This window comes from Citrobacter sp. S46_ASV_140 (assembly GCF_018919545.1).
Lineage (GTDB): Bacteria > Pseudomonadota > Gammaproteobacteria > Enterobacterales > Enterobacteriaceae > Citrobacter > Citrobacter braakii.
In genome coordinates, this window is record NZ_JAHLRC010000005.1 from 1 (window position 1) to 25,156 (window position 25,156).

Consider the following 25,156-nt stretch of genomic DNA (forward strand, 5'->3'; position numbering starts at 1 on the left):
GATGCATATAGCCGTTATCAAAGGTCCAGTTATGCGGGAACACTTCCAACATTTGCTCGGAATACCCCATATATTCCTGTACGCCGAAGTTCGGCACCCACAGATCAAAGTGCAACGCGGCGGCCATGCATACTGGAGACAGATCGGAAGGTCCATGCGAACCGGTACGTACCTGATACAGCGACGCGAAATCGGCAATTCGACGCATGCCAGTGATACCGCCCGCATGGGTGATGGTGGTGCGGATATAGTCGATCAATTGCTCTTCGATAAGCTGTTTGCAGTCCCAGATGCTGTTGAAAACTTCCCCTACCGCAATCGGCGTGACCGTATGCTGGCGGATCAGGCGGAAGCATTCCTGGTTTTCAGCCGGGGTTGGGTCTTCCATCCAGAACAGACGGTATTGCTCGATGCTTTTGCCGAAACGGGCCGCTTCAATTGGCGTCAGACGGTGGTGCATATCGTGCAGAAGATGTTCGTTGAAGCCAAACTTATCGCGCACGGCTTCAAACAGTGTTGGTGTGAAATCGAGATATTTCTCCGTTGACCATAACTGCTCTTCTGGCCACTGCCCTTTGGTGGCGGGTTCGTAGGCCAGTCCTTTGCCTTTAGACATACCGTAAGTGGTTTTCATACCCGGCACGCCGCACTGCACGCGAATTGCTTTAAAGCCCATCTCTTTATGGCGCGCATAATCTTCGAGTACGTCATCAACGGTATGGCCAGTGGTGTGACAGTAAACCATAACGCCTTCACGAGATGCACCGCCGAGCAGCTGGTACAACGGCATATTCGCCGCTTTCGCTTTGATGTCCCACAATGCCATATCCACCGCGGAAATCGCCGACATGGTGACCGGACCACGACGCCAGTACGCGCCTTTGTAGAAAAACTGCCAGATATCCTCAATTCGGTGCGCATCGCGACCAATCAACTGCGGACAAACATGATCTTTCAGATAGGACGCTACGGATAACTCGCGTCCGTTTAACGTGGCATCTCCCAGCCCAGTGATCCCATCGTCTGTCGTAATTTTCAACGTGACAAAATTACGCCCCGGACAGGTGACAAACACTTCAGCCCCAACAATCTTCATTTCTTATTCCTTGCATTTGTTCTTGTGATGCAGGAAATTTACCCAACTGAACTACTACCATACAAGTATGAAGATCAAAAAAACGCTGATTGATCACAAAAAAGGCGCTATGCGCGCCCCCATCCAGCCACAATAATCAGCATGCCGCACAATGCCACCAGCGCGCCTGACCAGTCGTACAGGCTAAGTTTTACGCCGTCAACAATGCGTAGCCAAAGCAACGCTGTCACCACGTAAACTCCACCATAGGCCGCGTACACACGCCCGCTTGCTGCCGGATGTAGCGTCAGTAACCAGACGAATAAGGCCAGTGACATCCCGGCGGGTATCAGCAGCCAGGCCGTAGCCCCTCGCTTAAGCCAGAGCCAGGGTAAAAAGCAGCCAATGATTTCGCATAACGCGGTGATGAAAAAAAGGAATGTGGTTTTAAGCATTGATGTTATTCAGTTACCTTCGGTTTAACCATGATACGACAGAATGTCGTTAGCGTATCCATCTCCGCTGAGTGGGTATGCCCGCAAGCCTGAATAGTGTAGAATTTAGCCCTGTTTTATTGTTTTTCCCCTTTCCCATAAAAGGAATTCGCCATGAATATTACACTGACCAAACGCCTGTGCCTGACGGCTATGCTGACGCTGGCTGCGGCTGTGTACACCTCTTCCGCTTTTGCTGAAACCAGTAAACTGGTCATTGAATCCGGGGACAGTGCGCAAAGTCGTCAACAGGCAGCAATGGAAAAGGAACAATGGAACGATACGCGTCAGCTACGCCAGAAGGTCAACAAGCGTGCAGAGAAAGAGTGGGACAAAACCGACGCAGCTTTCGATAGCCGTGATAAGTGCGAACAGAGCGCTAATATTAATGCGTACTGGGAGCCCAACACCCTGCGCTGCCTCGACCGCCGCACTGGCCGCACCGTTGCCCCATAATGATTGCACTTTGAAAGATATTGAAAGGATACGATATGACTAGCGCCCTCAGTGTTAAGTTGCGCCCGCTGGAGCGTGAAGATTTACGATTTGTCCATCAGCTTGATAACAACGCCAGCGTAATGCGTTACTGGTTTGAAGAACCTTACGAAGCATTTGTTGAGCTGTCAGATCTGTATGACAAGCATATCCACGACCAAAGCGAACGTCGCTTTGTTGTGGAATGCGACGGTGAAAAAGCCGGACTGGTGGAGCTGGTTGAAATTAACCATGTGCACCGCCGGGCAGAATTCCAGATCATTATTTCGCCGGAGTATCAGGGCAAAGGTTTGGCTTCCCGGGCTGCTAAGCTGGCGATGGATTACGGCTTTACCGTACTTAACTTATATAAGCTGTATCTGATCGTTGATAAAGAGAACGAAAAAGCCATCCACATCTACCGTAAACTCGGCTTTATGGTCGAAGGCGAGCTGATTCATGAATTCTTTATCAACGGTCAATACCGCAACACTATCCGCATGTGTATCTTCCAGCAGCAGTATCTGGCAGAACATAAAACGTCAGGTCCCAACCTGCTGCAACCTACCGCTCAATAAAGACTGACTAATAGTAATCGATGGTGTTTTCAATCGAGTAATGGTGTTCAACTGCCGGCTTCACGCTCTCGTCAACGATAACAAGCTGGCAGTTGACCGGATTAGCATAGTCATCATACTTGCACGTTTGTTTTACATTACCTAACGGATGGTTATTGAGCAGACTTACCGCGGTGTAATCCAGCTTCTTTAACGGGTCAACCGACGGTTTGGCATCAACCTGCAAGGTATTGTCCTTATTGACGGTGGTTTTACCCAGCGGGTAGCCTTCCGCATCATAGCGATATTGCACCTTCATCTCTTTTCCCGTGGCGGAAACGACAAAACCGTTATCGTCGGTATCCCATACCACGCCCGCCGCAGGCAGTTCTGCTAACTGACATTTACCCTGTAAGCGGATCCGTTTTTCCAGCGTTTTGGCGTCCCGGTAATAGTTAGCATCCAGGACCAGCGCCATGCCGGTATTGCTTTCAATATTATGCAATTCAAGCGTATCGAAGCACCCTTCCTGTGAGAGCGTACCGACAACGCGCTTGGTGATTTCACCTTTGTCATTAAGCAGCGTCTGGCTGAAATCTTTTACTGGCCCGCGCAGCGGATCGAAATCAAATTCATTGGAAAAACTGGCCATTTCCGGCGTAAAGGAATCCAGGCCTTTGGCGTTATCACACCCGACCAGCATGACGCACAGGAAACCTAACAAGATCTTTTTCTTCACATTTTTCACCGGGATAAGAAGATAATTCTCAATCATATTAGCAAATACAGTTATTTACACCAGAAATGCTAATCTTAGTCCAGGTCGATCATAAAGGAGCTGATGATGAAATACATAACAGGAATTGCCGCGCTCTTACTGGCCGTCGCGTCCCCGCAGGTTTTGGCGGCACCGGCGTCATGTGAACGCGTGAAAAGCGATATCGAACAGCGCATCATTAATAATGGCGTTGCTGAATCCAGCTTTACGCTGAACATTGTTCCCAACGATCAGGCCGATCAGCCTGATTCACTGGTCGTGGGACATTGTGCAAACGATACGCACAAAATTCTCTATACCCGAACCAACAGTGGCAACGCCCCTGCCAATAGCACCCCTGCCCAGGACGGGCACGTCGCCGAACCGCAATAAATCACGCCCTCCGTGCGCGGAGGGTCACTCCAGTTTGATATGCATTAAGATGACATACCCATAAGTGGGTAAACTCAAACCATTATTAGCATGCTATTAATTTCGTTATAGAAATTAATATATAGCGATAACTATAATGAGGTGAGTAATGTCAAAAACTGAGCAATATGGAGGCATTAGCCGCAGGACGTTAGTGAAATCCTCGGCAATCGGTTCGCTGGCGCTTGCCGCGGGTGGGCTGTCGTTACCTTTCGGAATGCGCACTGCCGCCGCAGCGGTACAGCAGGCGATACAACCCGTTGAAGAGAAGGTTGTCTGGAGTTCTTGTACCGTTAACTGTGGTAGTCGTTGTCTTTTACGTCTGCACGTTAAGGATGACTCCGTCTATTGGGTAGAGTCGGACACAACGGGCGATGATACCTACGGTAATCATCAGGTACGTGCCTGCTTGCGTGGCCGATCGATCCGTCGCCGTATGAATCACCCTGACCGCCTAAAATATCCAATGAAACGTGTAGGCAAGCGTGGAGAAGGAAAATTTGAAAGGATCACCTGGGATGAAGCACTGGACACCATTAGTGGTAATTTGAAGCGGATCCTGCAGGATTACGGTAACGAAGCGGTTCACGTGCTGTACGGTACAGGTGTAGATGGTGGGAATATTACTAACTCCAACGTCCCCTACCGCCTGATGAATTCTTGCGGCGGCTATTTGAGCCGCTACGGTAGTTATAGTACCGCGCAAATCAGCGCCGCAATGGGTTATATGTTTGGTGCTAACGACGGCAACAGTCCTGACGACATCGCCAATACAAAACTGGTCGTCATGTTTGGCAATAACCCTGCCGAAACCCGTATGAGCGGCGGCGGTGTAACCTGGTATGTCGAGCAAGCCCGCGAACGTTCTAACGCACGAATGATCGTTATCGATCCTCGATATAACGATACTGCCGCTGGTCGTGAGGATGAATGGCTGCCTATCCGACCAGGAACTGACGCTGCATTGGCTGCGGCGATCGCCTGGGTACTGATCACCGAAGATCTGATTGATAAACCTTTTCTTGATAAATACTGTGTCGGCTTCGATGAAACCACTCTTCCCGCCAGTGCACCGCGGAATGCACACTATAAAGCCTATATTTTAGGCGATGGACCAGACGGGATAGCCAAAACACCGGACTGGGCTTCCCACATTACCAGCATTCCGGCTGAGAAAATTATCCAGTTAGCGCGTGAAATCGGCGCAGCGAAACCCGCTTATATCTGCCAGGGTTGGGGACCGCAGCGTCACTCCAACGGTGAACAAACCGCTCGCGCGATTGCGATGCTCTCCGTTTTAACCGGCAATGTGGGGATAAACGGTGGTAACTCAGGGATGCGCGAAGGGACCTGGGATCTGGGCGTGGAATGGTTCTCCATGCTAGAAAACCCGGTTAAAACGCAGATATCAGTCTTTACCTGGACGGATGCTATTGATCATGGTGCAGAGATGACCGCGACCAAGGACGGTGTTCGCGGTAAAGATAAGCTGGACGTGCCTATCAAGTTTATCTGGTGTTATGCCAGCAATACGCTCATCAACCAGCATGGCAATATCGCGCATACCCATGATGTCTTACAGGATGACAGCAAGTGCGAAATGATCGTCGGTATTGAGCATTTTATGACTGCCTCCGCAAAATACTGCGACATTCTGCTACCTGACCTGATGCCAACTGAACAAGAAGATCTCATCTCACACGAGTCTGCCGGGAACATGGGCTATGTCATCCTTGGTCAACCTGCGACATCGCCAAAATTTGAACGTAAACCCATTTACTGGATGTTAAGTGAAGTCGCCAAACGTCTAGGTCCGGATGTATATCAAAAATTCACCGAGGGTCGTACGCAGCATGAATGGGTGAAATACCTGCATGCCAAGACCAAAGAGCGTAACCCGGAAATGCCGGATTACGACGAAATGAAAACGACAGGTATTTTCAAGAAAAAATGCCCCGAAGAACACTATGTTGCTTTCCGTTCTTTCAGAGAAGATCCTGGGGCTAACCCATTGAAAACGCCATCAGGGAAAATTGAGATTTACTCTGAACGGCTAGCAACCATTGCAGAAACATGGGAACTCAAAGACGATGAGATTGTTCATCCTCTTCCAGCTTATGCACCAGGCTTTGACGGTTGGGACGATCCTAAGCGCAAAACGTATCCATTGCAGCTCACGGGTTTCCACTATAAGGCGAGAACCCACTCCAGCTACGGCAATATCGATGTTTTACAGCAGGCTTGCCCGCAGGAGATCTGGATAAACCCCGTCGATGCCAGGACGCGCGGCATCCGTAATGGCGACACAGTTAGGGTGTTTAATAATATCGGCCAGATGCTGATCAGCGCGAAAGTCACACCGCGTATTTTGCCCGGCGTCACTGCCATCGGACAAGGAGCCTGGCTCAATGCCGATATGTTCGGCGACCAGATCGATCATGGTGGTTCCATAAATATTCTCACGTCGCATCGACCTTCTCCATTAGCGAAGGGGAATCCATCCCACAGTAATCTCGTTCAGGTTGAAAAGGCATAAGGACTAACCCATGACAACTCAGTATGGATTTTTTATTGATTCCAGCCGTTGCACGGGGTGTAAAACCTGCGAGCTGGCCTGCAAAGATTACAAGGATCTCACTCCCGACGTCAGTTTCCGGCGTATTTACGAATACGCTGGAGGCGACTGGCTGGAAGATAACGGCGTCTGGCAACAGAATGTCTTCGCCTACTACCTCTCCATTGCCTGTAATCACTGCGAAGATCCGGCCTGCACCAAGGTTTGCCCCAGCGGCGCTATGCATAAGCGTGAAGATGGTTTTGTGGTGGTGGATGAAGACATATGCATAGGCTGTCGCTACTGCCACATGGCCTGCCCGTACGGCGCACCGCAGTACAATGCCGCCAAAGGTCATATGACCAAGTGCGATGGCTGTCATGACCGCGTGGCCGACGGCAAAAAGCCCATCTGCGTCGAGTCCTGTCCGCTGCGCGCGCTGGACTTTGGTCCAATTGATGAGCTGCGCAAAAAGCACGGTGAACTGGCGGCGGTCGCTCCGCTGCCAGGTGCGCACTTCACCAAACCGAGCATTGTGATCAAACCCAACGCCAATAGCCGCCCGACCGGGGATATCACGGGTTATCTGGCGAATCCGCAGGAGGTGTAACATGGGCAATGGATGGCATGAATGGCCGCTGGTCCTGTTTACGGTGCTGGGCCAGTGCGTGGCCGGGGCGCTGATAGTGAGTGGCTATGGCTGGCTGACCGCTAAAGACGAGGTGGCAAAACAACGTATCGTGCGCAGCATGTTTTTTCTGTGGCTGGTAATGGGCATCGCCTTTCTCGCCTCGGTAATGCACCTGGGTTCGCCACTGCGTGCCTTTAACTCGCTGAACAGAGTTGGCGCATCTGCGCTGAGTAACGAAATCGCCAGTGGTTCACTGTTTTTCGCCGTCGGTGGCCTGTGGTGGCTGGTGGCGTTTCTCGGTAAAATGCCCGCAGCGTTAGGTAAAATCTGGCTGCTGGTGGGCATGCTGCTGGGTCTGGTATTTGTGCTGGCGATGACCAGCGTCTACCAGATAGACACTGTCCCGACCTGGTATAACGGCTACACTACGGTGGCATTTTTTATGACGATGTTGCTGAGCGGACCGCTGTTTGCCGCCCTGCTGCTGCGTGCTGCGGGTGTTTCCTCTGGCACCGCCAGATTCGCCTACATAAGCGTTTTGGCCCTACTGGTGATCGTGGCGGTTATTGTTCTGCAGGGACTGTCGCTCGGCGGGATCCACAGTTCGGTGCAATCCGCCAGCGCGCTGGTTCCCGACTACGGAAGCTTGCAGGTCTGGCGCATCATTCTGCTGGCCGCCGGTCTGGGCTGCTGGATATGCCCGCTGATACGTCGTAAAGCACCGTCCGTCGGCGGCCTGGCGCTGGGCTTAGTGTTAGTCCTCGCCGGTGAAATCATTGGCCGCGGATTGTTTTACGGTTTACATATGACAGTCGGAATGGCTGTTGCAGGTTAACTTTCGGGTGCGGGGCAACCCGCACTGTTCAGGATTGTTTGCATGACCCATTTTTCGCAAGGTGACAACTTTTCTACCGCGGCGCGCGTTCTCGGCGCACTGTTTTACTATGCGCCAGATAGCGCGGAAGCCTCTGCATTAGTCAGCGCGTTAAGAGCCGATGGCTGGCAGGCGCAGTGGCCGCTCGATCAGGCAATGCTTTTTCCGCTGGCTGCACGGCTACAAGCCGAGGTCGATGAGCCTCTCCCGCAGGCCTGGCAACGCCTGTTTGTCGGTCCATATGCGCTACCCTCTCCGCCCTGGGGATCTGTCTGGCTGGATCGCGAAAACGTGTTGTTTGGCGACTCTACGCTGGCACTTCGTCAGTGGATGCGGGACCACGGCATCCAGTTTGCCATGCAGCAAAATGAGCCAGAAGATCACTTTGGTTCACTGCTGTTGCTGACGGCCTGGCTTGCTGAAAATGAACGCCACACCGAGTGCGAACAGCTGCTGGCCTGGCATCTGTTCCCGTGGTCATCCCGCTTCCTTGATGTGTTTATCGAAAAAGCTGACCACCCGTTTTACCAGGCGCTGGGGGAGCTGGCCCGTCTGACGCTGGCGCAATGGCAGTCGCAGTTACTGATCCCGATAGCCGATAAGTCACTTTTTCGTTAGTTTCACCACAGGCAGGATGTGTCCTGCCTGTGTAGCATCCTGTTGCGCACGCTGAGCTTTTGCTTCTATTGCCAAATAGCCGCAAAATAAAGCGTCTGAAATTTCCTGTCTGGCCACTCATGCATCATTTACATGCTTATCCTGACCTGCGCGCCATGTTCCGCCGCCTGCTGATTGCTGCGCTGATTGGTATCCTTGCTGCGTTGGCCGTCGCAGGATTTCGCCACGCCATGCTCCTTCTTGAATGGTTGTTCCTGAGCAATGACACAGGGAGTCTGGTCAACGCGGCAACAAACCTTTCCCCTGTAAGACGCATGCTGACACCTGCGTTAGGAGGGCTGGCGGCGGGTTTGCTGCTTTGGGGATGGCAAACGTTCAACCGGTTACGCCCGCAGGCTCCCACTGATTACATGGAAGCCTTGCAAACTAACGGACAATTTGACGTCAGTGCAAGCCTGGTGAAATCGCTGGCCTCGTTACTGGTCGTCTCCAGCGGGAGTGCCATCGGGCGCGAAGGTGCCATGATTTTACTGGCAGCGCTGGCAGCCTCCAGCTTTGCTCAACGCTTCACCCCGCGCACGGAATGGAAGTTATGGATTGCCTGCGGAGCCGCTGCGGGTATGGCCGGAGCGTATCATGCCCCACTGGCGGGCAGTCTATTTATTGCTGAAGTGTTGTTTGGCACCTTGATCCTCGCGTCACTGGGACCGGTGGTGGTATCCGCCGTCGTCGCCTTGCTCACCACCAATATGCTGAGCGACAGCAATGCGCTGCTGTATGCCGTGCACTTCACACGGGAACTGCATGCGCTGGAATACGTCATGATCATCAGCACCGGTCTGGCTGCCGGCGTTTGCGGACCGCTATTCATATGGTTGATGACCGCCAGCCATAATGGGTTTTTGCGCTTAAAACTCTCGCCCCCGTGGCAACTGGCGCTCGGCGGGCTGATCGTTGGCCTGCTGTCATTGCTCACGCCTGCGGTCTGGGGTAACGGCTACAGCGTGGTGCAGTCATATTTACTCTCCCCACCGCTGCTGGCCGTGGTGAGCGGGATCTTCATCTGCAAATTACTGGCGGTGCTTGCCAGCAGTGGTTCCGGTGCGCCTGGCGGTGTGTTTACGCCAACGCTGTTTGTCGGTCTTTCGGTGGGTATGCTGCTGGGACGAGTGTGGGGATTATGGCTTCCGGGTCCGGATGAGATTGCCATTCTGCTGGGATTAACAGGGATGGCCACGCTGCTGGCAGCGACCACGCATGCGCCAATAATGTCGACACTGATGGTTTGTGAAATGACCGGGGAGTATCGTCTGCTCCCCGGATTGCTGATTGCCTGTGTGGTGGCGTCTGTGCTGTCGCGAACGTTACGCCAGGACTCTATCTACCGACAACACGCTGCCGAGCATTGACAGACGGATGTACTGAGACAGCTCGCGCTGCTCTGCACGAGGCAGATAAGGCAGTTCACCGATCAGCGGTGCGGGTAATTTTTTGCCCAGCACATCAATGATTTCCGCATAATGCGCTAGCCCCGGGTTGATTCGGTTCGCGACCCAGCCAATCAAAGGCAGTCCGTCGCTGGCAATCGCCTGCGCGGTGAGAATGGCATGATTAATACAGCCTTCCTGGATACCCACCACCATCAGCACCGGCAGTTGTTCCTGCACCACCCATTCAGATAACGGACGCAGATCGTTCATCAGGCTCCGCCAGCCTCCGGTGCCTTCCACGACAACGTGATCCACTTTTTCGCTGAGGCTTGCGAGGCCGTTGGATAACAGGGTGTAATTGACCGGACCACTATGCGCTACGCTGCTTTCATCCTCACTCAACGCAATCGGGTTGATCGCCTCGTAGGGCAGTTCGATAGTGGACACGCTTTGCAGCACCAGCGCATCTTTGTTGCGCAGACCTTCAGGTGTCTCTTTGCTTCCTTTAGCCACGGGTTTGTAGCCCGCAACGCTTTTACCCCCTGACGCTAACGCTTGTAGTAATGCGCGGGAAACCACGGTCTTCCCAACAGAAGTGTCTGTACCTGTAATAAAGAAACGCTTCAGCATCACTAACTCCACCGTTATGCTTTGAAAATATAAGTCAGGAAAATAATACAGTGGAGAAAGTCTAAGGTATGACGACGAGAATCGGCTTGAGATAGCGCAATTTTTCGTACAACAGTTAAAAAATGTTAACCCTGTAATAGACGAATCAACAAAGAACCGTTATACATCGCGTCCTTCACGAGCGCCGCCCCTGCCATCGTCCCTTGATTGGTGAACTGCGTACTTTCGACGACAATATGCTGACTGTAGGCCGGGAGCGCTTGCTGACGAATGCTGTCAGCAATAGTGGGAAACAAAATATCCGCCGCTTTACTGAGCGGCGAACCAATCAATATCTTTTGCGGGTTGAACAAATTCACCATGATGGCCAGAATGCGTCCGACATGGGTCCCGACGCCGCTAATGATATCTTTCGCCAATAAATCCCCCTGCATCGCCGCCAGACACAGCGCGTCTACCGTTAACGGTTGCCCGTGTAGAGAAGAACTCATCGACTGCTTCAAGCGTACCTGTGCCAGTTCGAGCACGCTGTCGACGCTGGCGATCGTTTCCAGGCAACCATGGTTGCCGCAATAGCAGCGTTTGCCGTAGGGGTCCACCTGCGTATGACCAATTTCCACCAGGCTACTGCTGCCGGCATGCAGTAGATGACCGTCGGTGATTACTCCGGCCCCCACGTTATGATCGATCACCACCTGAATGACGTCGCGCGCGCCGCGCGATGCGCCAAAAAGCGCCTCGGCCATAGTCCAGGCGCTGATATCATGCTGAATATAGACCGGCACGCCGGTATGATTTTCAAGCGCTTCACCCAGCGGCATCTCTTTGACATCGTCGTAGAATGGCATGCGATGAACGATACCGTTTTCAGTATCAATAATGCCGGGTAAGGTAATGGCGATGGAGGTTAAGCGCTCCAGCTTTTGCTGGTGGCGGATGAAAAACTGATCGACCTGGGTAATAACGCGTTCCAGCAATGGTGTTTCACTGACCAGCGCCATTTCAAGACAATCTTCAACCACCAGTTTGCTGCTCAGATCGCGCAGCGCCAGAAAGATCTCGCCGCGACTGATACGAATGGATAGATAGTGCCAGGCTTCCGTTTCCACAACCAGCCCAACGGCCGGACGTCCTCGGCTGCCCGCTTCCTTGATTTCCAACTCTTGCACCAGGTGCGCTTCGAGCATTTCGCGGACAATTTTAGTAATACTAGCAGGCGCCAATTGTGCCAGGCGAGAGAGATCAATACGCGATACCGGACCCAGCTGATCAATCAGGCGATAAACCGCGCCCGCATTGGTCTGCTTAATTTGATCGATATGCCCAGGCTGACTATCAGCAACCACCACTTACTCCCTTTATTTTCGCGCTCCGAAATAATCTGCGGGCTATGGTGAAGCACTTCAATGGCTTCCGTCAACTTTTTACTTAGCCTTGTGATTTACTGCACATTTTCGCCCATTTTTAAACTAAATTAATCGCCTGAACGGCCGCCAGCAGTTGCTCGCGAAAGCGTTGCGCGGCGTGACTTTGCTCATGATGTTTTGGCCACACCAGCCACATTTCCGAAACGGCATCTTCTTCCGCTATCGGGATCCAACACATTTCATACAATTGCACCCGTTTAAAGGAAGCGGGAAGAATGGAAACGCCTAATCCTGCGGCCACCAGCCCGATGATAGTCATCGCCTCACCAACCTCCTGAGTGATAGTCGGCTTCAGTCCATAGCGACGCATGAGGCCAAGAATATCGTCATACAACCCCGTCCCCACATGCGGATCAAAAAAGACAAATGGCTCATTGGCCAACTCCGCCAATGTGACCACCGGCTTTTGCGCCAATGGATGCGCGCGCGGGATCATCGCCATCAGCGGCTCATGCAGAATGATTTCACGCTCCAGCGTTTCCGGAAGCTGCGTGTTGCGCAGAAGTCCCAAATCCAGCGTTCCTTCATTGAGCGGAGCAATTTGCTCGCGCGTGTTCATTTCACGGGTTTGCATATGTACAGCGGGGTAGCTCTGGCGAAAGAGGGATAACGTATCTGAAACCGCTTTGATAAACGGTGCCGATGACGTAAAGCCGATACGCAATTCCCCCGCTTCTCCCAGATGCAGACGCTCAGCCCTGGCAGCGGCCTCATTAACCAGCCCCAGGATCTGCCGACTGTCTGCCAGAAACTGCTTTCCGGCAGAGGTCAGCGCCACGCTGCGGTTAGTGCGCGCCAGAAGTCGGGCGCCGACCTGCTGCTCGAGGATCTGGATTTGCTGGCTCAGCGGCGGTTGCGAAATATTCAGCCGTGCCGCCGCCCGGCCAAAATGCAATTCTTCGGCAACCGCTACAAAGTAACGTAAATGACGCAGCTCGATATTCATATTTTTAAGATATCATTTGAGATTATTAATATATTAGACAGAATAATGTGATTTTCATACTCTTAATGCTAGTCATGTAGAGGTAATTGATTGAGCAAGGATTTCAAGTGAGCCGTACAACCACTGTCGATACCGCGCCGACAAGCGATGTTGATGAACAGAGAGTTACCCCGCCGGATAGTTTTATCAAACGCGGAACATCCCCATTTATGCGCGTCACGCTGGCGCTGTTTTCTGCCGGACTGGCGACATTTGCTCTCCTCTATTGCGTGCAACCCATACTGCCAGTGCTCTCGCACGAGTTTGGGGTCTCTCCCGCCAGCAGCAGTATTTCGCTTTCCATCTCAACGGCGATGCTCGCGATCGGTTTACTGTTTACCGGTCCACTTTCCGATGCGATAGGCCGCAAGCCGGTGATGGTGACCGCCCTGCTGCTCGCGTCCTGCTGTACGTTGCTTTCGACGATGATGACCAGCTGGCACGGTATTTTAATCATGCGTGCGCTGATAGGTCTTTCGCTCAGCGGCGTGGCGGCAGTGGGAATGACCTATCTGAGCGAGGAAATACATCCCAGCTTCGTCGCCTTCTCAATGGGCTTATATATCAGCGGTAACTCGATTGGTGGTATGAGTGGCCGTTTGATAAGCGGCGTGTTTACCGACTTTTTTAACTGGCGTATCGCGCTGGCGGCGATCGGTTGTTTTGCCCTCGCCTCCGCGCTGATGTTCTGGAAAATCTTGCCGGAATCTCGTCATTTCAGACCCACATCGCTGCGACCGAAAACGCTGTTTATCAACTTTCGTTTACACTGGCGCGACAGAGGGTTGCCGCTGCTGTTTGCGGAAGGTTTTTTACTGATGGGGTCGTTTGTCACGCTGTTTAATTACATCGGCTACCGTCTGATGCTCTCGCCGTGGGAACTCAGCCAGGCGGTTGTCGGTCTGTTGTCCGTGGCCTATCTGACCGGGACCTGGAGCTCACCGAAAGCGGGGTCGATGACCACCCGTTATGGACGTGGTCCGGTAATGCTCTTTTCAACCGGCGTGATGCTGGTTGGACTGTTGATGACCCTGTTCACGTCGTTGTGGCTGATCTTCGCCGGGATGCTGCTCTTTTCAGCCGGGTTCTTTGCCGCGCACTCCGTGGCAAGCAGTTGGATTGGACCACGGGCGAAACGCGCTAAAGGCCAGGCATCTTCCCTGTATCTGTTCAGCTATTATCTGGGTTCCAGTATTGCCGGTACGCTGGGTGGCGTATTCTGGCACAGCTACGGCTGGAACGGCGTGGGCGGATTTATCGCCCTGATGCTGGTGCTGGCGTTGCTGGTCGGTGCGCGTCTGCACCATCGTCTGCACGTATAATCCACGATGCCCGGGTTCCGGGCATCGCCTTCATCAACCTGGCTGTAACGTCTGAGCCCCCATTTGCAGGGCAATAACCGTCCCGTTCATCGCTATATGCAGTATAACCGGCATCAGCAGGCCGTTGCTTTTCAGTCTGGCGATGATCAAAACCTGCGACACAAGAAACAGCATCAGCAACGTGCGCAGATCCACATACTGCGTATGCATGATGGCAAAAATGACCGATACCACCACCGACGACAGCCAGGTTTTATTATTGAACCAATACTGGAATGCGTTGAATAAACAGCCCCTGAAAACAATCTCTTCATACACTGGCGCAATAAATATCAGGGTCAGAGTGGATAACCACAGCGCGTAGCTGTTTAGGGATATCTGGCTGGTCACCCACGCTTCGGTTTGTCTGAGGCCCAGAAACCATGGCAGGATAAGCTGAATAAACAGCAGCGCCACGAACAAAATGGCAAACCACCTGGCGTTGAAAATTCCCTTTCCCAGCCCCTCTCTTTTTCTGAAGAAGAAGTAATACAGCGGGACCAGCACAACAAATTCCAGCGCAAACAGCAGCGGAAAAAGTAGCCCTTTGGCAAGCAGAACCTGGCTGGTGGGGAAAAACAACGGGATAAACGTGAGGCCAAACATCAGCAAAAACATGGTAAAACAGCCAGCAACCGCTTTGGTCCTGACGATATACAGGTTGTCGGCATCCTGTGACATACGATCTCCTTGCGCTTATCAAAGATAACTTGATGAATTATCAATACATGATAAAAATTCTCATTATCACTGACAACCTACCAACATTTACGCAATGCCCACGGTTTACAACGCGTATAGCGTTACAGACTCTTTTCAGCGGAACATTCTCATCAGCTACTCAGTGGAGAATCCGCCAGCGGCAACGAAAAACGGAAACAGGCCCCTGCCGTTGAATTAATCAGGCGGATATCTCCCCCATGCAGTTCGAGCATTCTGCGCACGATCAGTAAGCCCAGACCACCACGCTCAGCCCGCTGCTCACGGGGTAGTAACGCCGTCGGGCGCTGAAATAATACTTCGCGAACAGCCTCTTCGACGCCAGGCCCGCTGTCCTGCACTTCTGCTAACAAGCGGTCTTCATCACGCCAGACTTTTAGCCACACTTCGCCCCCGTCAGGCGTATGACGGATAGCGTTATCCAGCAAATTCGTGACGATTCTTTCCATCATCGATAAATCGGCATTCACCAGCGGTAACGGACCAATTACGTCAAGGTGCAACTGCAAATGACGCGTGGCAACGGGTAGATCAAATTTCTGTGCCACATCCTGGATCAGCTCGCCAATAGCAAAACGTTCACGCTGTGGTTTTATGCCGCCATGCTCAAGTCTCGCCAGCTCAAAAAGCTGTTGTGACAGATGGCGAACCTTATGCCCCTGGCGCAGTGCAATGCTTAGATAATGCCGGTTTTCCTCCGGCGTCATCGTATCGGCTTTCAGCGACAGCATTTCCAGATACCCCAGCAGTGAAGTGAGCGGCGTACGTAAATCGTGCGAAATATTGGCGATAAACTCTCTGCGCTGACGATCGCTGTCAGCTAATAAATCCCATTGGTGGGCAATTTTCTGTGCTAACTCGATAAATGCATTGTTCAGCAACGCAATTTCATTCGCCGGGGCCAAATCAGGCTTTTTCTGCGCCAGCTGTTTGATGACGCTAATGCTGTCCTGCTCCAGATTAACCACCTGTCCGGTCAGCCTTTTCACCGGATTCGTCACCCATCTCCACACCAGGTACCCCGCGATTGCACCGGCTAATAAAACCAGTATTAACGTCCCGGTCACGGTATTCCAAAGCGTTTTTTGCCAGGCGGTATTCGCCAGTATATTGAGATCTTCGCCCTGGAGAATAATGTACAAATAGCCATGCAGCTTGCCGTTAAATAAAACTGGCGCAGCGCTGAATACCTTTTGCTGGCTGCTGCGCGGATCATTGCCATAGACGGGCAGCTCGTCCGAATTAAGGAAAACCTGGATCGGCTGTACGCTAATGTTCTGGCGCTGAATATGCCCAGGCGGAGCGGCATCAGCAAGTATCTTGCCTGACGGTGAAACCAGATACAGCTCCACGCTAGGGTTGAGCGTCATTAGGTGATTAAACAGTCCTTTTAAGGTCTGCCGATTAACCTGCCCGCTGGCATCAATAAGCGACTCACTTTTGACAATCTTGCTCGCCAATTCCAGCGAGAGCCTTTGCACCATGGCGTCGCCATACTGTTTACTGCTGCGGATCTGAACAACGCTGACCGCAACCGCGCAAATCAACATAATAGCGGTAAAGACCAGGGTCAGACGCTGGCTCAGCGACAATCGATAAATCATGGTTGATGCTCCGCGTTAACCGCAGCAAGCTTATAGCCCCGTCCCCACACGGTAAGAATAATTTCCGGCTCCGCAGCATCTTTTTCAATTTTGGTGCGCAGGCGATTAATATGACTGTTCACCGTATGCTCATATCCTTCGTGCTGGTAGCCCCACACCTGGTCTAACAACGCCTGACGCGAAAAGACCTCCCCGGGATGGCGGGCAAAAAAATAGAGCAGATCGAATTCACGCGGCGTTAAATCGAGGGATTTACCCTGCAGGCGGACTTCCCGGGCTAATGGATCAATCTCCACACCATGGACGGTGATAATCCCCGCCTCCATACGCAGGTTCTGACTCATCGCCTCTTGACGGCGAAACAACGCCTTCACCCGGGCCATCAATTCCAGCACCGAGAAAGGTTTGGCTAAATAATCATCGGCGCCCATTTCCAGCCCCAGTACGCGGTGAGTTTCACTGGTGCGAGCGCTGATAATAATGACAGGTAGATAGAAACTCATTTGCCGAATGCGACGACAAATTTCCAGACCGTCCACGCCCGGCAGCATTAAATCGAGGATAACGGCATCCCAGACGTGCTTCTCCAGTAGCTCGACCGCTCGTGCCCCATCAGCCTCATGAATAATTTCGTACCCCTCATCCTTCAGGCTAAGTTGCAAAAGTGAGGCAATATCGCTGTCATCTTCCACCAAAAATATCTTTTTTGCGCCTGCCATCAGTGTCATCCCCCTCTCGTCATGCTGAAAGCTTACCTCAGGCAAGGGGCGGAAGTTATCACAAAATTTTTAACTTTTCGTGAGGATCCAGGGATACGCATGCGTCCAGTATGTCGTTATAGATAGGTCAGGCATCAACAGGGAAACGTCGATTTGTTTTCCTTAACATGAAAATAAAAAGGAAAAGTTATGCAGAAAAAACATCCACTTCGGGAAGCTGATGTTACCGCCGAGTCCGTTTTTTTTATGCAACGACGACAGATCCTCAAAGCTCTTGGGATAGGTGCGGCGGCGGCTTCGTTCTCTTCCCCGACACAGGCCGGTCTGCTGAATTGGTTTAAAGGCAACGATCGCCCGTCTGCACCAGCGGGCAAACCGCTCGAGTTCACAAAACCAGAGATCTGGCAAAACAATCTGCCCTTGACGCCGGAAGACAAGGTAACGGGCTACAACAATTTCTACGAATTTGGTCTGGATAAAGCCGATCCTGCCGCGAATGCCGGTAGCCTGAAAACCGATCCCTGGACGTTAACCATCAGCGGTGAAGTGAACAAACCTTTAACGTTGGATCATGATGCGCTGACGACTCGTTTTCCATTAGAAGAGCGTATTTACCGGATGCGCTGCGTTGAGGCGTGGTCGATGGTTGTACCGTGGGTCGGCTTTCCTTTGCATAAATTATTGGCGCTGGTTGAACCCACCAGCCACGCCAAATACGTCGCCTTTGAAACACGCTACGCGCCTGATGAAATGCCCGGCCAGAAAGATCGCTTCATTGGTGGCGGGTTGAAGTATCCCTATGTTGAAGGTTTACGTCTGGACGAGGCCATGCACCCGCTTACCCTTCTGACCGTGGGCGTGTATGGCAAAGCGTTGCCGCCGCAAAACGGGGCGCCAATACGCCTGACCGTACCCTGGAAGTACGGCTTCAAGGGCATTAAATCGATAGTCAGTATTAAGCTGACGCGTGAACAGCCGCCGACGACCTGGAATATGTCGGCACCTAACGAATACGGTTTTTACGCCAACGTAAATCCGCAAGTCGATCACCCCCGCTGGTCTCAGGCCACAGAGCGTTTTATCGGTTCGGGTGGCATTCTCGATGTGCAGCGACAGCCCACGTTGCCTTTTAATGGTTATGCCGATGAGGTGGCTTCTTTATATCAGGGCATGGATCTACGGGAGTATTTTTAAGTGAGGTTAACCGCAAAACAGATAACCGGCCTGAAAGTACTACTGCATCTCGCCGGTTTATTACCCCTGCTATGGCTCTTCTGGGCCGCACAGCATGGTGAGTTGGGGGCCGACCCGGGTAAAGATATCCAGCACTTTACGGGCATCACCGCGCTGAAGTTTCTGCTTGCTACCCTGCTGGTGTCACCGCTTGCCCGCTACGCAAAGCAGCCGTTGTTGTATCGCACCCGTCGATTATTAGGGTTATGGTGTTTTGCATGGGCCTCGCTGCATATGACCAGCTATGCGCTGCTGGAGTTGGGTATACAAAATCTGGGATTATTGGGACGTGAACTGGTTTCACGCCCATGGCTAACGTTGGGCATGACTGGTTGGATAATCTTATTCCTGCTGACGCTGACCTCCACGCAAGCCGCGCAGCGTAAAATGGGCAAACGCTGGCAAACGTTGCACAACTACGTCTACCTGGCGGCCGTTTTGCTTCCGCTGCATTATCTGTGGTCGGTAAAAGTGTTATCACCGCTCCCCATTATTTATGCCCTCTGTTTTCTCGTGCTACTGGCTTTTCGCTATAAAAAGCTGTTACGCAAAGTCGGGTACAAAGGTGTGTTTATGAAAAGTGAATGAATCACGGTAAACTTCTCATCACACCTAAACAGAACGAGAACAAAAAATGAGTAACAATGATAATTACCATCAGCTCACCCGCACGTTCCAGCGGCTCTCTCGCTTCTCCCACCTCTCGGCAATCGCCAGTTGGGACATGTTTACCATGATGCCATCTGGCGGCAGCAAAGCTCGCGGCGAAGCGCTGGCCGAGCTGAGTGTGCTTGAGCACCAGCTGTTAACCGACCCGAAGGTAGCAACGTGGATCGCCGCAGCCCAACAGGAAGACCTTAACGATGTTGAGCAGGCCAACCTACGCGAAATGTCGCGACTGCATCATCAGGCATCCTTACTACCTGAATCGTTGGTAGAAGCGAAATCACTCGCGGGTAGCCGCTGTGAGCATGCCTGGCGCAGCCAGCGACCAGCCAATGACTGGGAGGGATTTTCCGAAAACCTGAAAGAGGTCGTGAAGCACAGTCGTGAAGAAGCCCGGCTGCGTGCCGAAGCCACAGGCTGTTCGCCGTATGACGCGCTACTGGACATATTCGAACCAGGGATGACCAGTGCCCAATTGGATGTCCTGTTTGCAGACGTTAAAAGCTGGCTACCGGATCTGCTCAACAAGGTGGTGGCAAAGCAGTCTCAGCAGTCGCTCATCGCCCCGGTTGGTCCTTTCCCAACCGCAATCCAGCGAGAGTTGGGCCTTGAAACGATGGCGCAGTTGGGATTCGATTTTACGGCTGGTCGACTGGATATCAGTGCGCACCCCTTCTGTGGTGGCGTACCTGAAGATGTGCGTATCACCACCCGCTATGATGAAAACGAATTACTTAGCGCGCTGTTTGGCGTGATCCATGAAACCGGTCACGCCCGCTATGAGCAAAATCTGCCGCACAGTTGGTCAGGGCAACCTATCGCCCTGGCACGCTCAACCGCTATTCATGAGTCCCAGAGTCTGTTCTTTGAGATGCAACTGGGGCGTAGTAAAGCATTTCTGACGCGGTTAATTCCTGCTGTGACGCGCCACTTTGGCGATCAGGCTGCGTTTGAAGAAAGCAATTTCATCGCCTGGAACCAGCAGGTTAAACCCGGTTTTATCCGTGTCGATGCCGACGAGGTGAGCTATCCTGCTCACGTTATCCTGCGTTATGAAATCGAACGCGCGCTCATTAATGGCGATATTGAAGTGGATGATATCCCGGCATTGTGGAATGAGAAAATGCAGTCCTGGCTGGGGCTGTCAACCATCGGCAACTATCGTAACGGTTGTATGCAGGATATTCACTGGACCGATGGCGGCTTTGGCTACTTCCCTTCCTATACTTTAGGCGCCATGTATGCAGCGCAGTTATTCAGTGCCGCTAAGCGCGCATTGCCTGATTTAGAGCAGTCTATTGCGCAAGGTGAGTTTGGTGCCCTGTTTGACTGGTTACGTCAGAATATCTGGCAGCATGGCAGCCGTTTCACCACTGAACAGCTTATTACCCAGGCCACCGGAGAGCCGCTCAGCAGCCGTTATTTCCGCGCTCACCTGGAAGCCCGCTATTTGTAATCTCATACCGTGAGTCATTGTACATATCGTAACAAGCCGAAACCAATGACTCACGGAAGCCCTGTGATTACAGCGATATAGTTATTTCAACGGCCCCGAAGTGGGGTTGAATGAAAAACCAAATCGAGGGTATGAGAATGAAAAAAGTATTAGCTCTGGTTGTTGCCGCTGCTATGGGTCTGTCTTCTGCTGCATTTGCTGCTGAAACAACTGCTACCACCGCTCCGGCTGCTGCTGCAACCACCAAAGCAGCTCCGGCAAAAACCACTCATCATAAAAAACAGCACAAAGCAGCGCCGCAGAAAGCGCAGGCTGCCAAGAAACACGCTAAAAAATCCACCACAAAACCGGCTGTAGAACAGAAAGCGCCAGAGCAGAAAGCACAGGCAGCTAAAAAACACACCAAAAAAGCAGCGACCAAACCCGCTGCAGAACAAAAAGCACCAGAGCAGAAAGCTCAGGCAGCTAAAAAACACACCAAAAAAGCCGTAAAACACGACACCGCTAAACCCGCTGCTCAGCCAGGTGCATAACACATTTGTAGTTACTATGGCGTCCCCCACGCCATAGCATACGGCGCTAAATCGACCTGATTTAGCGCCGCCTTTTGGAGGGTAAAATGGTGTCACATTACCGCTTTGAGTTCATTCTTATTACCCTGATAATTTGCGCCCTCATTGCCATGCATTTTTATCTTTCCTGAGTGTAGTTATCTGATTTTACTCCCACTTTCCCGCCGTCCCGTCTATAGTATTAACTGAGGGTTTGCTGTTAAAAATCATAATTCCCCACCAGAGTGTGATATGCATAAAACCATTGCTGTGTTACTGGGTTCAATTTGTTTACTTCCTGTCGTTGCGCATGCGGACCAGCCTGCAACGGCCAGCGCTGAAGCAGAAAACGTAAAAACGCTGTTTTTTGGTCATGACGATCGCATAAAAGTGACTGACCCAACGCAATCTCCTTGGGACGCTATCGGGCAACTGGAAACCGCCAGCGGTAACCTGTGTACTGCCACGCTCATTTCACCACGACTGGCACTGACTGCCGGACACTGCTTACTCACCCCCCCGAAAGGCAAGCCGGATAAAGCCGTGGCATTACGCTTCGTGTCGAAAAAGGGTGTCTGGCGCTACGAGATCCACGGCATTGAAGGACGGGTAGATCCCTCGCTCGGAAAACGTTTAAAAGCCGATGGCGATGGCTGGATTGTGCCGCCTTCCGCGGCCCCGTGGGATTTTGGTCTGGTGGTGCTGCGTTACCCACCTTCCGGCATCACACCGCTGCCATTATTTGAAGGTGATAAAGCGGCATTAACCGCGGCGCTGAAAACCGCAGATCGTAAAGTTACGCAGTCGGGTTACCCGGAAGATCATCTCGATGACTTGTACACGCATCAGGATTGCGTGGTGACCGGTTGGGCGCAGAATACCGTTTTGTCGCACCAGTGCGACACACTCCCGGGCGACAGCGGTTCACCATTGATGTTGAAGACAGATACTGGCTGGCAGTTGATTGGCGTACAAAGCTCCGCTCCGGCGGCGAAAGATCGCTGGCGGGCCGATAATCGCGCCATATCCGTGACCGGGTTTCGCGATAAGCTGGATGAGTTGGCGAAGGAATAACCTATGCTGCCCGTAGTAACGGGCAGCACTGAGATCAGGCAAGTTTAATCATTACCATTCCGGCAAGCAGCAGCGCCACACCGATCCAGCCTTTATGATTCAGGCGCTGACCAAACAATACCCAACCTGCCGCTAACGTCGCGGCAATCCCGAAGCCGCCCCACAAGGCGTAGGCAACAGAAAGGTCGATACCTTTTACCGCCTGGGACAGCGCGCTAAAGGCCGCTAACACGGCTGCCAGCGACAGCACGCCATAAGTCTTGCGGCGAAACCCATCTGAAAATTTCAAAAAGACGTTAGCGACGATTTCGAGCACAATGGCTATGCCAAGCCATGCGCCGTGAACCCACTCAAACTGCTGCATGGCTCACCTCTCTGCCCGCCTTTGTCGGTTTTCGTGTACCGGATTTAATCAGCACAATACCTAACACCAGCGAGACCAGTCCAGCCACCTTCATCGTGGACAAGGTTTCGTCAAATAACAGCACGCTGAACAGCGTAATAAATAAAATACCGATACCTTCCCATAAGGCATAGGCCACACCAAGGGCAATTTTTTTAACGGCAAAACTGAGAAAAATATACGATAAGGCAATCATTACCAGCATTAAAATAAAGCCCGAATTACCATGGCCGACGCTTGCCCATTTCATTGACAGCGTACCAGTAATTTCAGCCGCGATGGCCAGACCTAATAATATCCAGTAAAACATAATGCTTCTCCTGCTTGAGAATATAGTCCTTTGGGCCTACTGCATGCAGTAAACCAAAAAATAAAATTAGTTAGCTCAGCGCACAGCGCCAGCTCAGGCAGAAGAAGGGACTAAAGCGCGTTGCGCCAGTGTTGCTCACCCGCAAGCAAGAAAGTGGAGGAGGTACGAAGAAGTGAAGGTAAACGCAAAAACATCCTGAACATATTGTCCATAATATTACAATTATCCGCAGTGTTGCTTCTCATCATCGCGGATGATAATTGTCCTCGGTAGTTAAACACAGATGATTTGTACCATAGCTTCAATGCGAACTCAAAGTCTTTTCACTTCTTTACCTGCCCCATTTGATTTTTGTTATAACGGCTCGACGCAAATCACATTATTATTCAGATTCAAAAATGAAAAATGCAGGAATACACATGGCGAAACCGATCATCACGCTTAACGGCCTAAAAATAGTCATTATGCTGGGCATGCTGGTTATCATCCTGAGCGGCATCCGCGTTGCCGCAGATATCATCGTCCCATTTATTCTGGCGTTATTTATTGCCGTCGTGCTTAACCCCGTGGTGCAGCGGATGGTCAAACTTCGCATACCGCGCGTAATAGCGGTATCATTGCTCATTGTTATTATTGTGATGCTAATGGTGTTGCTATTAGCGTATTTAGGTACATCCTTAAATGAGCTTGCGCGAACGCTGCCGCAGTATCGCTCTTCACTGGTTATCCCACTCAAAAACCTTGAGCCGTGGTTACAGCGCGCAGGGATCGGCGTTTCCGTGGATGAACTCGTCAAATATATCGATCCGAACGCGGCAATGACGCTGGTGACCAATTTACTGGCACAGCTGTCTAATGCCATGTCATCGATATTTTTACTGCTGTTAACGGTGGTTTTTATGCTGCTGGAAGTACCGCAGTTACCCAACAAACTCAAACAAATGATGAGCCGTCCCATTGAGGGAATGGCGGCGATTCAACGCGCCATCGACAGCGTATCCCACTATCTGGTGCTCAAAACGGCGATCAGCATTGTGACCGGGCTGGTGGCCTGGGGCATGCTCGCCGCACTCGACGTGCGTTTCGCTTTTGTCTGGGGACTGCTGGCGTTTGCGCTCAACTATATTCCTAATATCGGTTCAGTGCTGGCCGCCATTCCTCCTATTGCTCAGGTGCTGGTATTTAGCGGCCTTTATGACGCCCTGGTGGTTTTCGCAGGTTATCTGGTCATTAACCTGGTGTTCGGGAATATCCTCGAACCGCGGATCATGGGACGTGGACTTGGGTTGTCTACGCTGGTGGTGTTTCTGTCGTTAATCTTCTGGGGCTGGTTACTAGGGCCTGTCGGGATGCTGCTTTCTGTGCCGCTGACCATCATCGTGAAAATCGCGCTTGAGCAAACCAACGGCGGTCAAAGCATTGCCGTGTTGCTGAGCGATCTCAATAAAGAATGAATATACACGGCGTTTTACGGTGATTAGACGGTTATAACCGTATGGGTTTATGAGCGGTAATCATGAATAGCGGAGTATTAAAAAAAAACGGCCTCCGCAGAGGTTATGCCCGTCAGTTAATCATTATGGAGAACATGTGATTTTGGCTCAGGGTTCCGTTCACCTCAGTGGTATCAATTCTATGAGGCTCAGATACCCGTGAACGCGCAAGGGAGGCTCACCGCCGCCTCCCTTGCAACCCAGGCTCCCGGCGGGAAAATCGTCGCTGCGCGATTCATTCGTCTTATGCCGTCTGCCTGTCGGGTCGGGGCCGAGCCTGCGTCCCTGCAGGCCGTCCCCTCTGCCCGCATCCCTGCGGGCAGACCCGGTCAGCCGTCAACGCCTCATCGATTTTCAGCCGGACCGGGGTCATCGCTGCAACGCACTGACTTCCAGTTAACTCTGTTTTGCTGTTCAGATAAAAAAACGCAGGGGGTCAGGTGTGGGCTGGTCCGGCTGAAAATTGACGACGTGTTTCCGGAAGGCCGGGAGAACCCGCAGGGATGCGGGTTCAGGGCGCGTTTTGCAGGGACGCTACCTCGCGCCCGGCCCGTTAGCCTGAAGGAATAAGCGGAGGGTATTGCGCAGCAACAATTTTCCCGCCGGGAGCCGGGATTGTTAAGGGTAC

At 52.1% G+C, this 25,156-nt stretch carries 27 protein-coding genes; 16 read left to right on the forward strand and 11 right to left on the reverse strand.

Features of this window, described 5'->3' with window-relative positions; translation table 11 throughout:
* Both manD and KQJ19_RS02740 read right to left on the reverse strand, forming a co-directional pair.
* On the reverse strand, nt 1–1,096 hold a 1,096-nt coding region (gene manD / locus KQJ19_RS02735), incomplete at its 3' end, for a D-mannonate dehydratase ManD (RefSeq protein ID WP_216403314.1).
* Between the two features lie 107 nt (nt 1,097–1,203).
* Nucleotides 1,204–1,530 (reverse strand): YnfA family protein, encoded by a 327-nt coding sequence (locus KQJ19_RS02740; protein WP_016153055.1) that lies wholly within the window; start codon nt 1,528–1,530, stop codon nt 1,204–1,206.
* A 153-nt stretch (nt 1,531–1,683) separates the two neighbouring features.
* Between KQJ19_RS02740 and KQJ19_RS02745 the strand changes: the two genes are divergently transcribed.
* Both KQJ19_RS02745 and speG read left to right on the forward strand, forming a co-directional pair.
* A complete protein-coding gene (locus tag KQJ19_RS02745; protein ID WP_151222673.1) occupies nt 1,684–2,025 on the forward strand; it encodes a DUF1283 family protein in 342 nt (113 codons plus the stop codon).
* A gap of 35 nt (nt 2,026–2,060) precedes the next feature.
* On the forward strand, nt 2,061–2,621 hold the full coding sequence (speG, locus tag KQJ19_RS02750; RefSeq protein WP_006684613.1) for a spermidine N1-acetyltransferase: 561 nt from the start codon (nt 2,061–2,063) through the stop codon (nt 2,619–2,621).
* A 7-nt stretch (nt 2,622–2,628) separates the two neighbouring features.
* Here the strand turns inward: speG and KQJ19_RS02755 are convergent, their stop codons facing one another.
* Nucleotides 2,629–3,339, reverse strand: coding sequence for a YnfC family lipoprotein (locus tag KQJ19_RS02755; protein ID WP_216403315.1), 711 nt, complete (start codon nt 3,337–3,339; stop codon nt 2,629–2,631).
* Between the two features lie 102 nt (nt 3,340–3,441).
* Here KQJ19_RS02755 and KQJ19_RS02760 point away from each other — a divergent pair, with 102 nt between their 5' ends.
* The 6 genes from KQJ19_RS02760 to clcB all read left to right on the forward strand — a co-directional run bounded on the left by KQJ19_RS02760 (nt 3,442) and on the right by clcB (nt 9,875).
* Complete coding sequence (locus KQJ19_RS02760) at nt 3,442–3,750, forward strand: DUF1161 domain-containing protein (RefSeq protein ID WP_085951053.1); 309 nt, start codon at nt 3,442–3,444, stop codon at nt 3,748–3,750.
* Nucleotides 3,751–3,898: 148 nt separating this feature from the next.
* On the forward strand, nt 3,899–6,325 hold the full coding sequence (gene ynfF / locus KQJ19_RS02765; RefSeq protein WP_181628648.1) for a selenate/tellurate reductase subunit YnfF: 2,427 nt from the start codon (nt 3,899–3,901) through the stop codon (nt 6,323–6,325).
* A gap of 10 nt (nt 6,326–6,335) precedes the next feature.
* Complete coding sequence (locus KQJ19_RS02770) at nt 6,336–6,953, forward strand: DMSO/selenate family reductase complex B subunit (protein WP_049281795.1); 618 nt, start codon at nt 6,336–6,338, stop codon at nt 6,951–6,953.
* A gap of 1 nt (nt 6,954) precedes the next feature.
* Entirely contained in the window at nt 6,955–7,809 is an 855-nt protein-coding gene (locus tag KQJ19_RS02775; RefSeq protein ID WP_049281796.1) for a dimethyl sulfoxide reductase anchor subunit family protein, read from the forward strand.
* 42 nt (nt 7,810–7,851) lie between these two features.
* Nucleotides 7,852–8,466, forward strand: coding sequence for a Tat proofreading chaperone DmsD (dmsD, locus tag KQJ19_RS02780; RefSeq protein ID WP_216403316.1), 615 nt, complete (start codon nt 7,852–7,854; stop codon nt 8,464–8,466).
* A 119-nt stretch (nt 8,467–8,585) separates the two neighbouring features.
* Nucleotides 8,586–9,875, forward strand: coding sequence for a voltage-gated ClC-type chloride channel ClcB (gene clcB / locus KQJ19_RS02785; RefSeq protein WP_103766284.1), 1,290 nt, complete (start codon nt 8,586–8,588; stop codon nt 9,873–9,875).
* On the opposite strand, the gene bioD is transcribed toward clcB, so the two are convergent.
* The 3 genes from bioD to KQJ19_RS02800 all read right to left on the reverse strand — a co-directional run bounded on the left by bioD (nt 9,831) and on the right by KQJ19_RS02800 (nt 12,899).
* Nucleotides 9,831–10,526: a dethiobiotin synthase gene (gene bioD, locus KQJ19_RS02790; RefSeq protein ID WP_065554461.1), complete on the reverse strand. Its 696-nt coding sequence runs from the start codon at nt 10,524–10,526 to the stop codon at nt 9,831–9,833. The genes clcB and bioD overlap by 45 nt on opposite strands.
* A gap of 125 nt (nt 10,527–10,651) precedes the next feature.
* Nucleotides 10,652–11,872: a sugar metabolism global transcriptional regulator Mlc gene (mlc, locus tag KQJ19_RS02795; RefSeq protein WP_016153045.1), complete on the reverse strand. Its 1,221-nt coding sequence runs from the start codon at nt 11,870–11,872 to the stop codon at nt 10,652–10,654.
* Nucleotides 11,873–11,990: 118 nt separating this feature from the next.
* Nucleotides 11,991–12,899, reverse strand: coding sequence for a LysR family transcriptional regulator (locus KQJ19_RS02800; protein WP_016153044.1), 909 nt, complete (start codon nt 12,897–12,899; stop codon nt 11,991–11,993).
* A gap of 107 nt (nt 12,900–13,006) precedes the next feature.
* On the opposite strand from KQJ19_RS02800, the gene KQJ19_RS02805 reads away from it, so the two are divergent.
* Complete coding sequence (locus tag KQJ19_RS02805; protein ID WP_016153043.1) at nt 13,007–14,260, forward strand: MFS transporter; 1,254 nt, start codon at nt 13,007–13,009, stop codon at nt 14,258–14,260.
* Nucleotides 14,261–14,293: 33 nt separating this feature from the next.
* On the opposite strand, the gene KQJ19_RS02810 is transcribed toward KQJ19_RS02805, so the two are convergent.
* From KQJ19_RS02810 to KQJ19_RS02820, 3 genes are all read right to left on the reverse strand, one after another.
* Nucleotides 14,294–14,980: a CPBP family intramembrane glutamic endopeptidase gene (locus KQJ19_RS02810; protein ID WP_216403317.1), complete on the reverse strand. Its 687-nt coding sequence runs from the start codon at nt 14,978–14,980 to the stop codon at nt 14,294–14,296.
* A 152-nt stretch (nt 14,981–15,132) separates the two neighbouring features.
* Nucleotides 15,133–16,623, reverse strand: coding sequence for an ATP-binding protein (locus KQJ19_RS02815; protein ID WP_216403318.1), 1,491 nt, complete (start codon nt 16,621–16,623; stop codon nt 15,133–15,135).
* On the reverse strand, nt 16,620–17,342 hold the full coding sequence (locus tag KQJ19_RS02820) for a response regulator transcription factor (RefSeq protein WP_016153040.1): 723 nt from the start codon (nt 17,340–17,342) through the stop codon (nt 16,620–16,622). The genes KQJ19_RS02815 and KQJ19_RS02820 overlap by 4 nt, the downstream gene beginning before the upstream one ends.
* A gap of 189 nt (nt 17,343–17,531) precedes the next feature.
* On the opposite strand from KQJ19_RS02820, the gene msrP reads away from it, so the two are divergent.
* The 5 genes from msrP to KQJ19_RS02845 all read left to right on the forward strand — a co-directional run bounded on the left by msrP (nt 17,532) and on the right by KQJ19_RS02845 (nt 22,322).
* The gene (msrP, locus tag KQJ19_RS02825) at nt 17,532–18,536 is read left to right on the forward strand and encodes a protein-methionine-sulfoxide reductase catalytic subunit MsrP (RefSeq protein ID WP_019076759.1); all 1,005 of its coding nucleotides are present in this window, start codon (nt 17,532–17,534) and stop codon (nt 18,534–18,536) included.
* Complete coding sequence (gene msrQ / locus KQJ19_RS02830) at nt 18,537–19,163, forward strand: protein-methionine-sulfoxide reductase heme-binding subunit MsrQ (RefSeq protein ID WP_216403319.1); 627 nt, start codon at nt 18,537–18,539, stop codon at nt 19,161–19,163. It begins immediately after the preceding gene.
* Between the two features lie 46 nt (nt 19,164–19,209).
* A complete protein-coding gene (locus KQJ19_RS02835; protein ID WP_016156460.1) occupies nt 19,210–20,697 on the forward strand; it encodes a carboxypeptidase M32 in 1,488 nt (495 codons plus the stop codon).
* A gap of 137 nt (nt 20,698–20,834) precedes the next feature.
* Nucleotides 20,835–21,230: an acid resistance repetitive basic protein Asr gene (gene asr / locus KQJ19_RS02840; RefSeq protein WP_216403333.1), complete on the forward strand. Its 396-nt coding sequence runs from the start codon at nt 20,835–20,837 to the stop codon at nt 21,228–21,230.
* A 270-nt stretch (nt 21,231–21,500) separates the two neighbouring features.
* The gene (locus KQJ19_RS02845; RefSeq protein WP_016153036.1) at nt 21,501–22,322 is read left to right on the forward strand and encodes a serine protease; all 822 of its coding nucleotides are present in this window, start codon (nt 21,501–21,503) and stop codon (nt 22,320–22,322) included.
* A gap of 34 nt (nt 22,323–22,356) precedes the next feature.
* Here the strand turns inward: KQJ19_RS02845 and mdtI are convergent, their stop codons facing one another.
* Nucleotides 22,357–22,686, reverse strand: coding sequence for a multidrug/spermidine efflux SMR transporter subunit MdtI (mdtI, locus tag KQJ19_RS02850; RefSeq protein ID WP_047500497.1), 330 nt, complete (start codon nt 22,684–22,686; stop codon nt 22,357–22,359).
* The gene (gene mdtJ / locus KQJ19_RS02855; protein WP_161623250.1) at nt 22,673–23,038 is read right to left on the reverse strand and encodes a multidrug/spermidine efflux SMR transporter subunit MdtJ; all 366 of its coding nucleotides are present in this window, start codon (nt 23,036–23,038) and stop codon (nt 22,673–22,675) included. Before mdtJ ends, mdtI begins: the two co-directional genes overlap by 14 nt.
* Nucleotides 23,039–23,454: 416 nt before the next feature.
* On the opposite strand from mdtJ, the gene KQJ19_RS02860 reads away from it, so the two are divergent.
* Entirely contained in the window at nt 23,455–24,489 is a 1,035-nt protein-coding gene (locus KQJ19_RS02860) for an AI-2E family transporter (protein WP_019076755.1), read from the forward strand.
* 198 nt (nt 24,490–24,687) lie between these two features.
* Nucleotides 24,688–25,098: a hypothetical protein gene (locus KQJ19_RS02865; protein WP_216403335.1), complete on the forward strand. Its 411-nt coding sequence runs from the start codon at nt 24,688–24,690 to the stop codon at nt 25,096–25,098.
* Nucleotides 25,099–25,156: the final 58 nt, after the last annotated feature.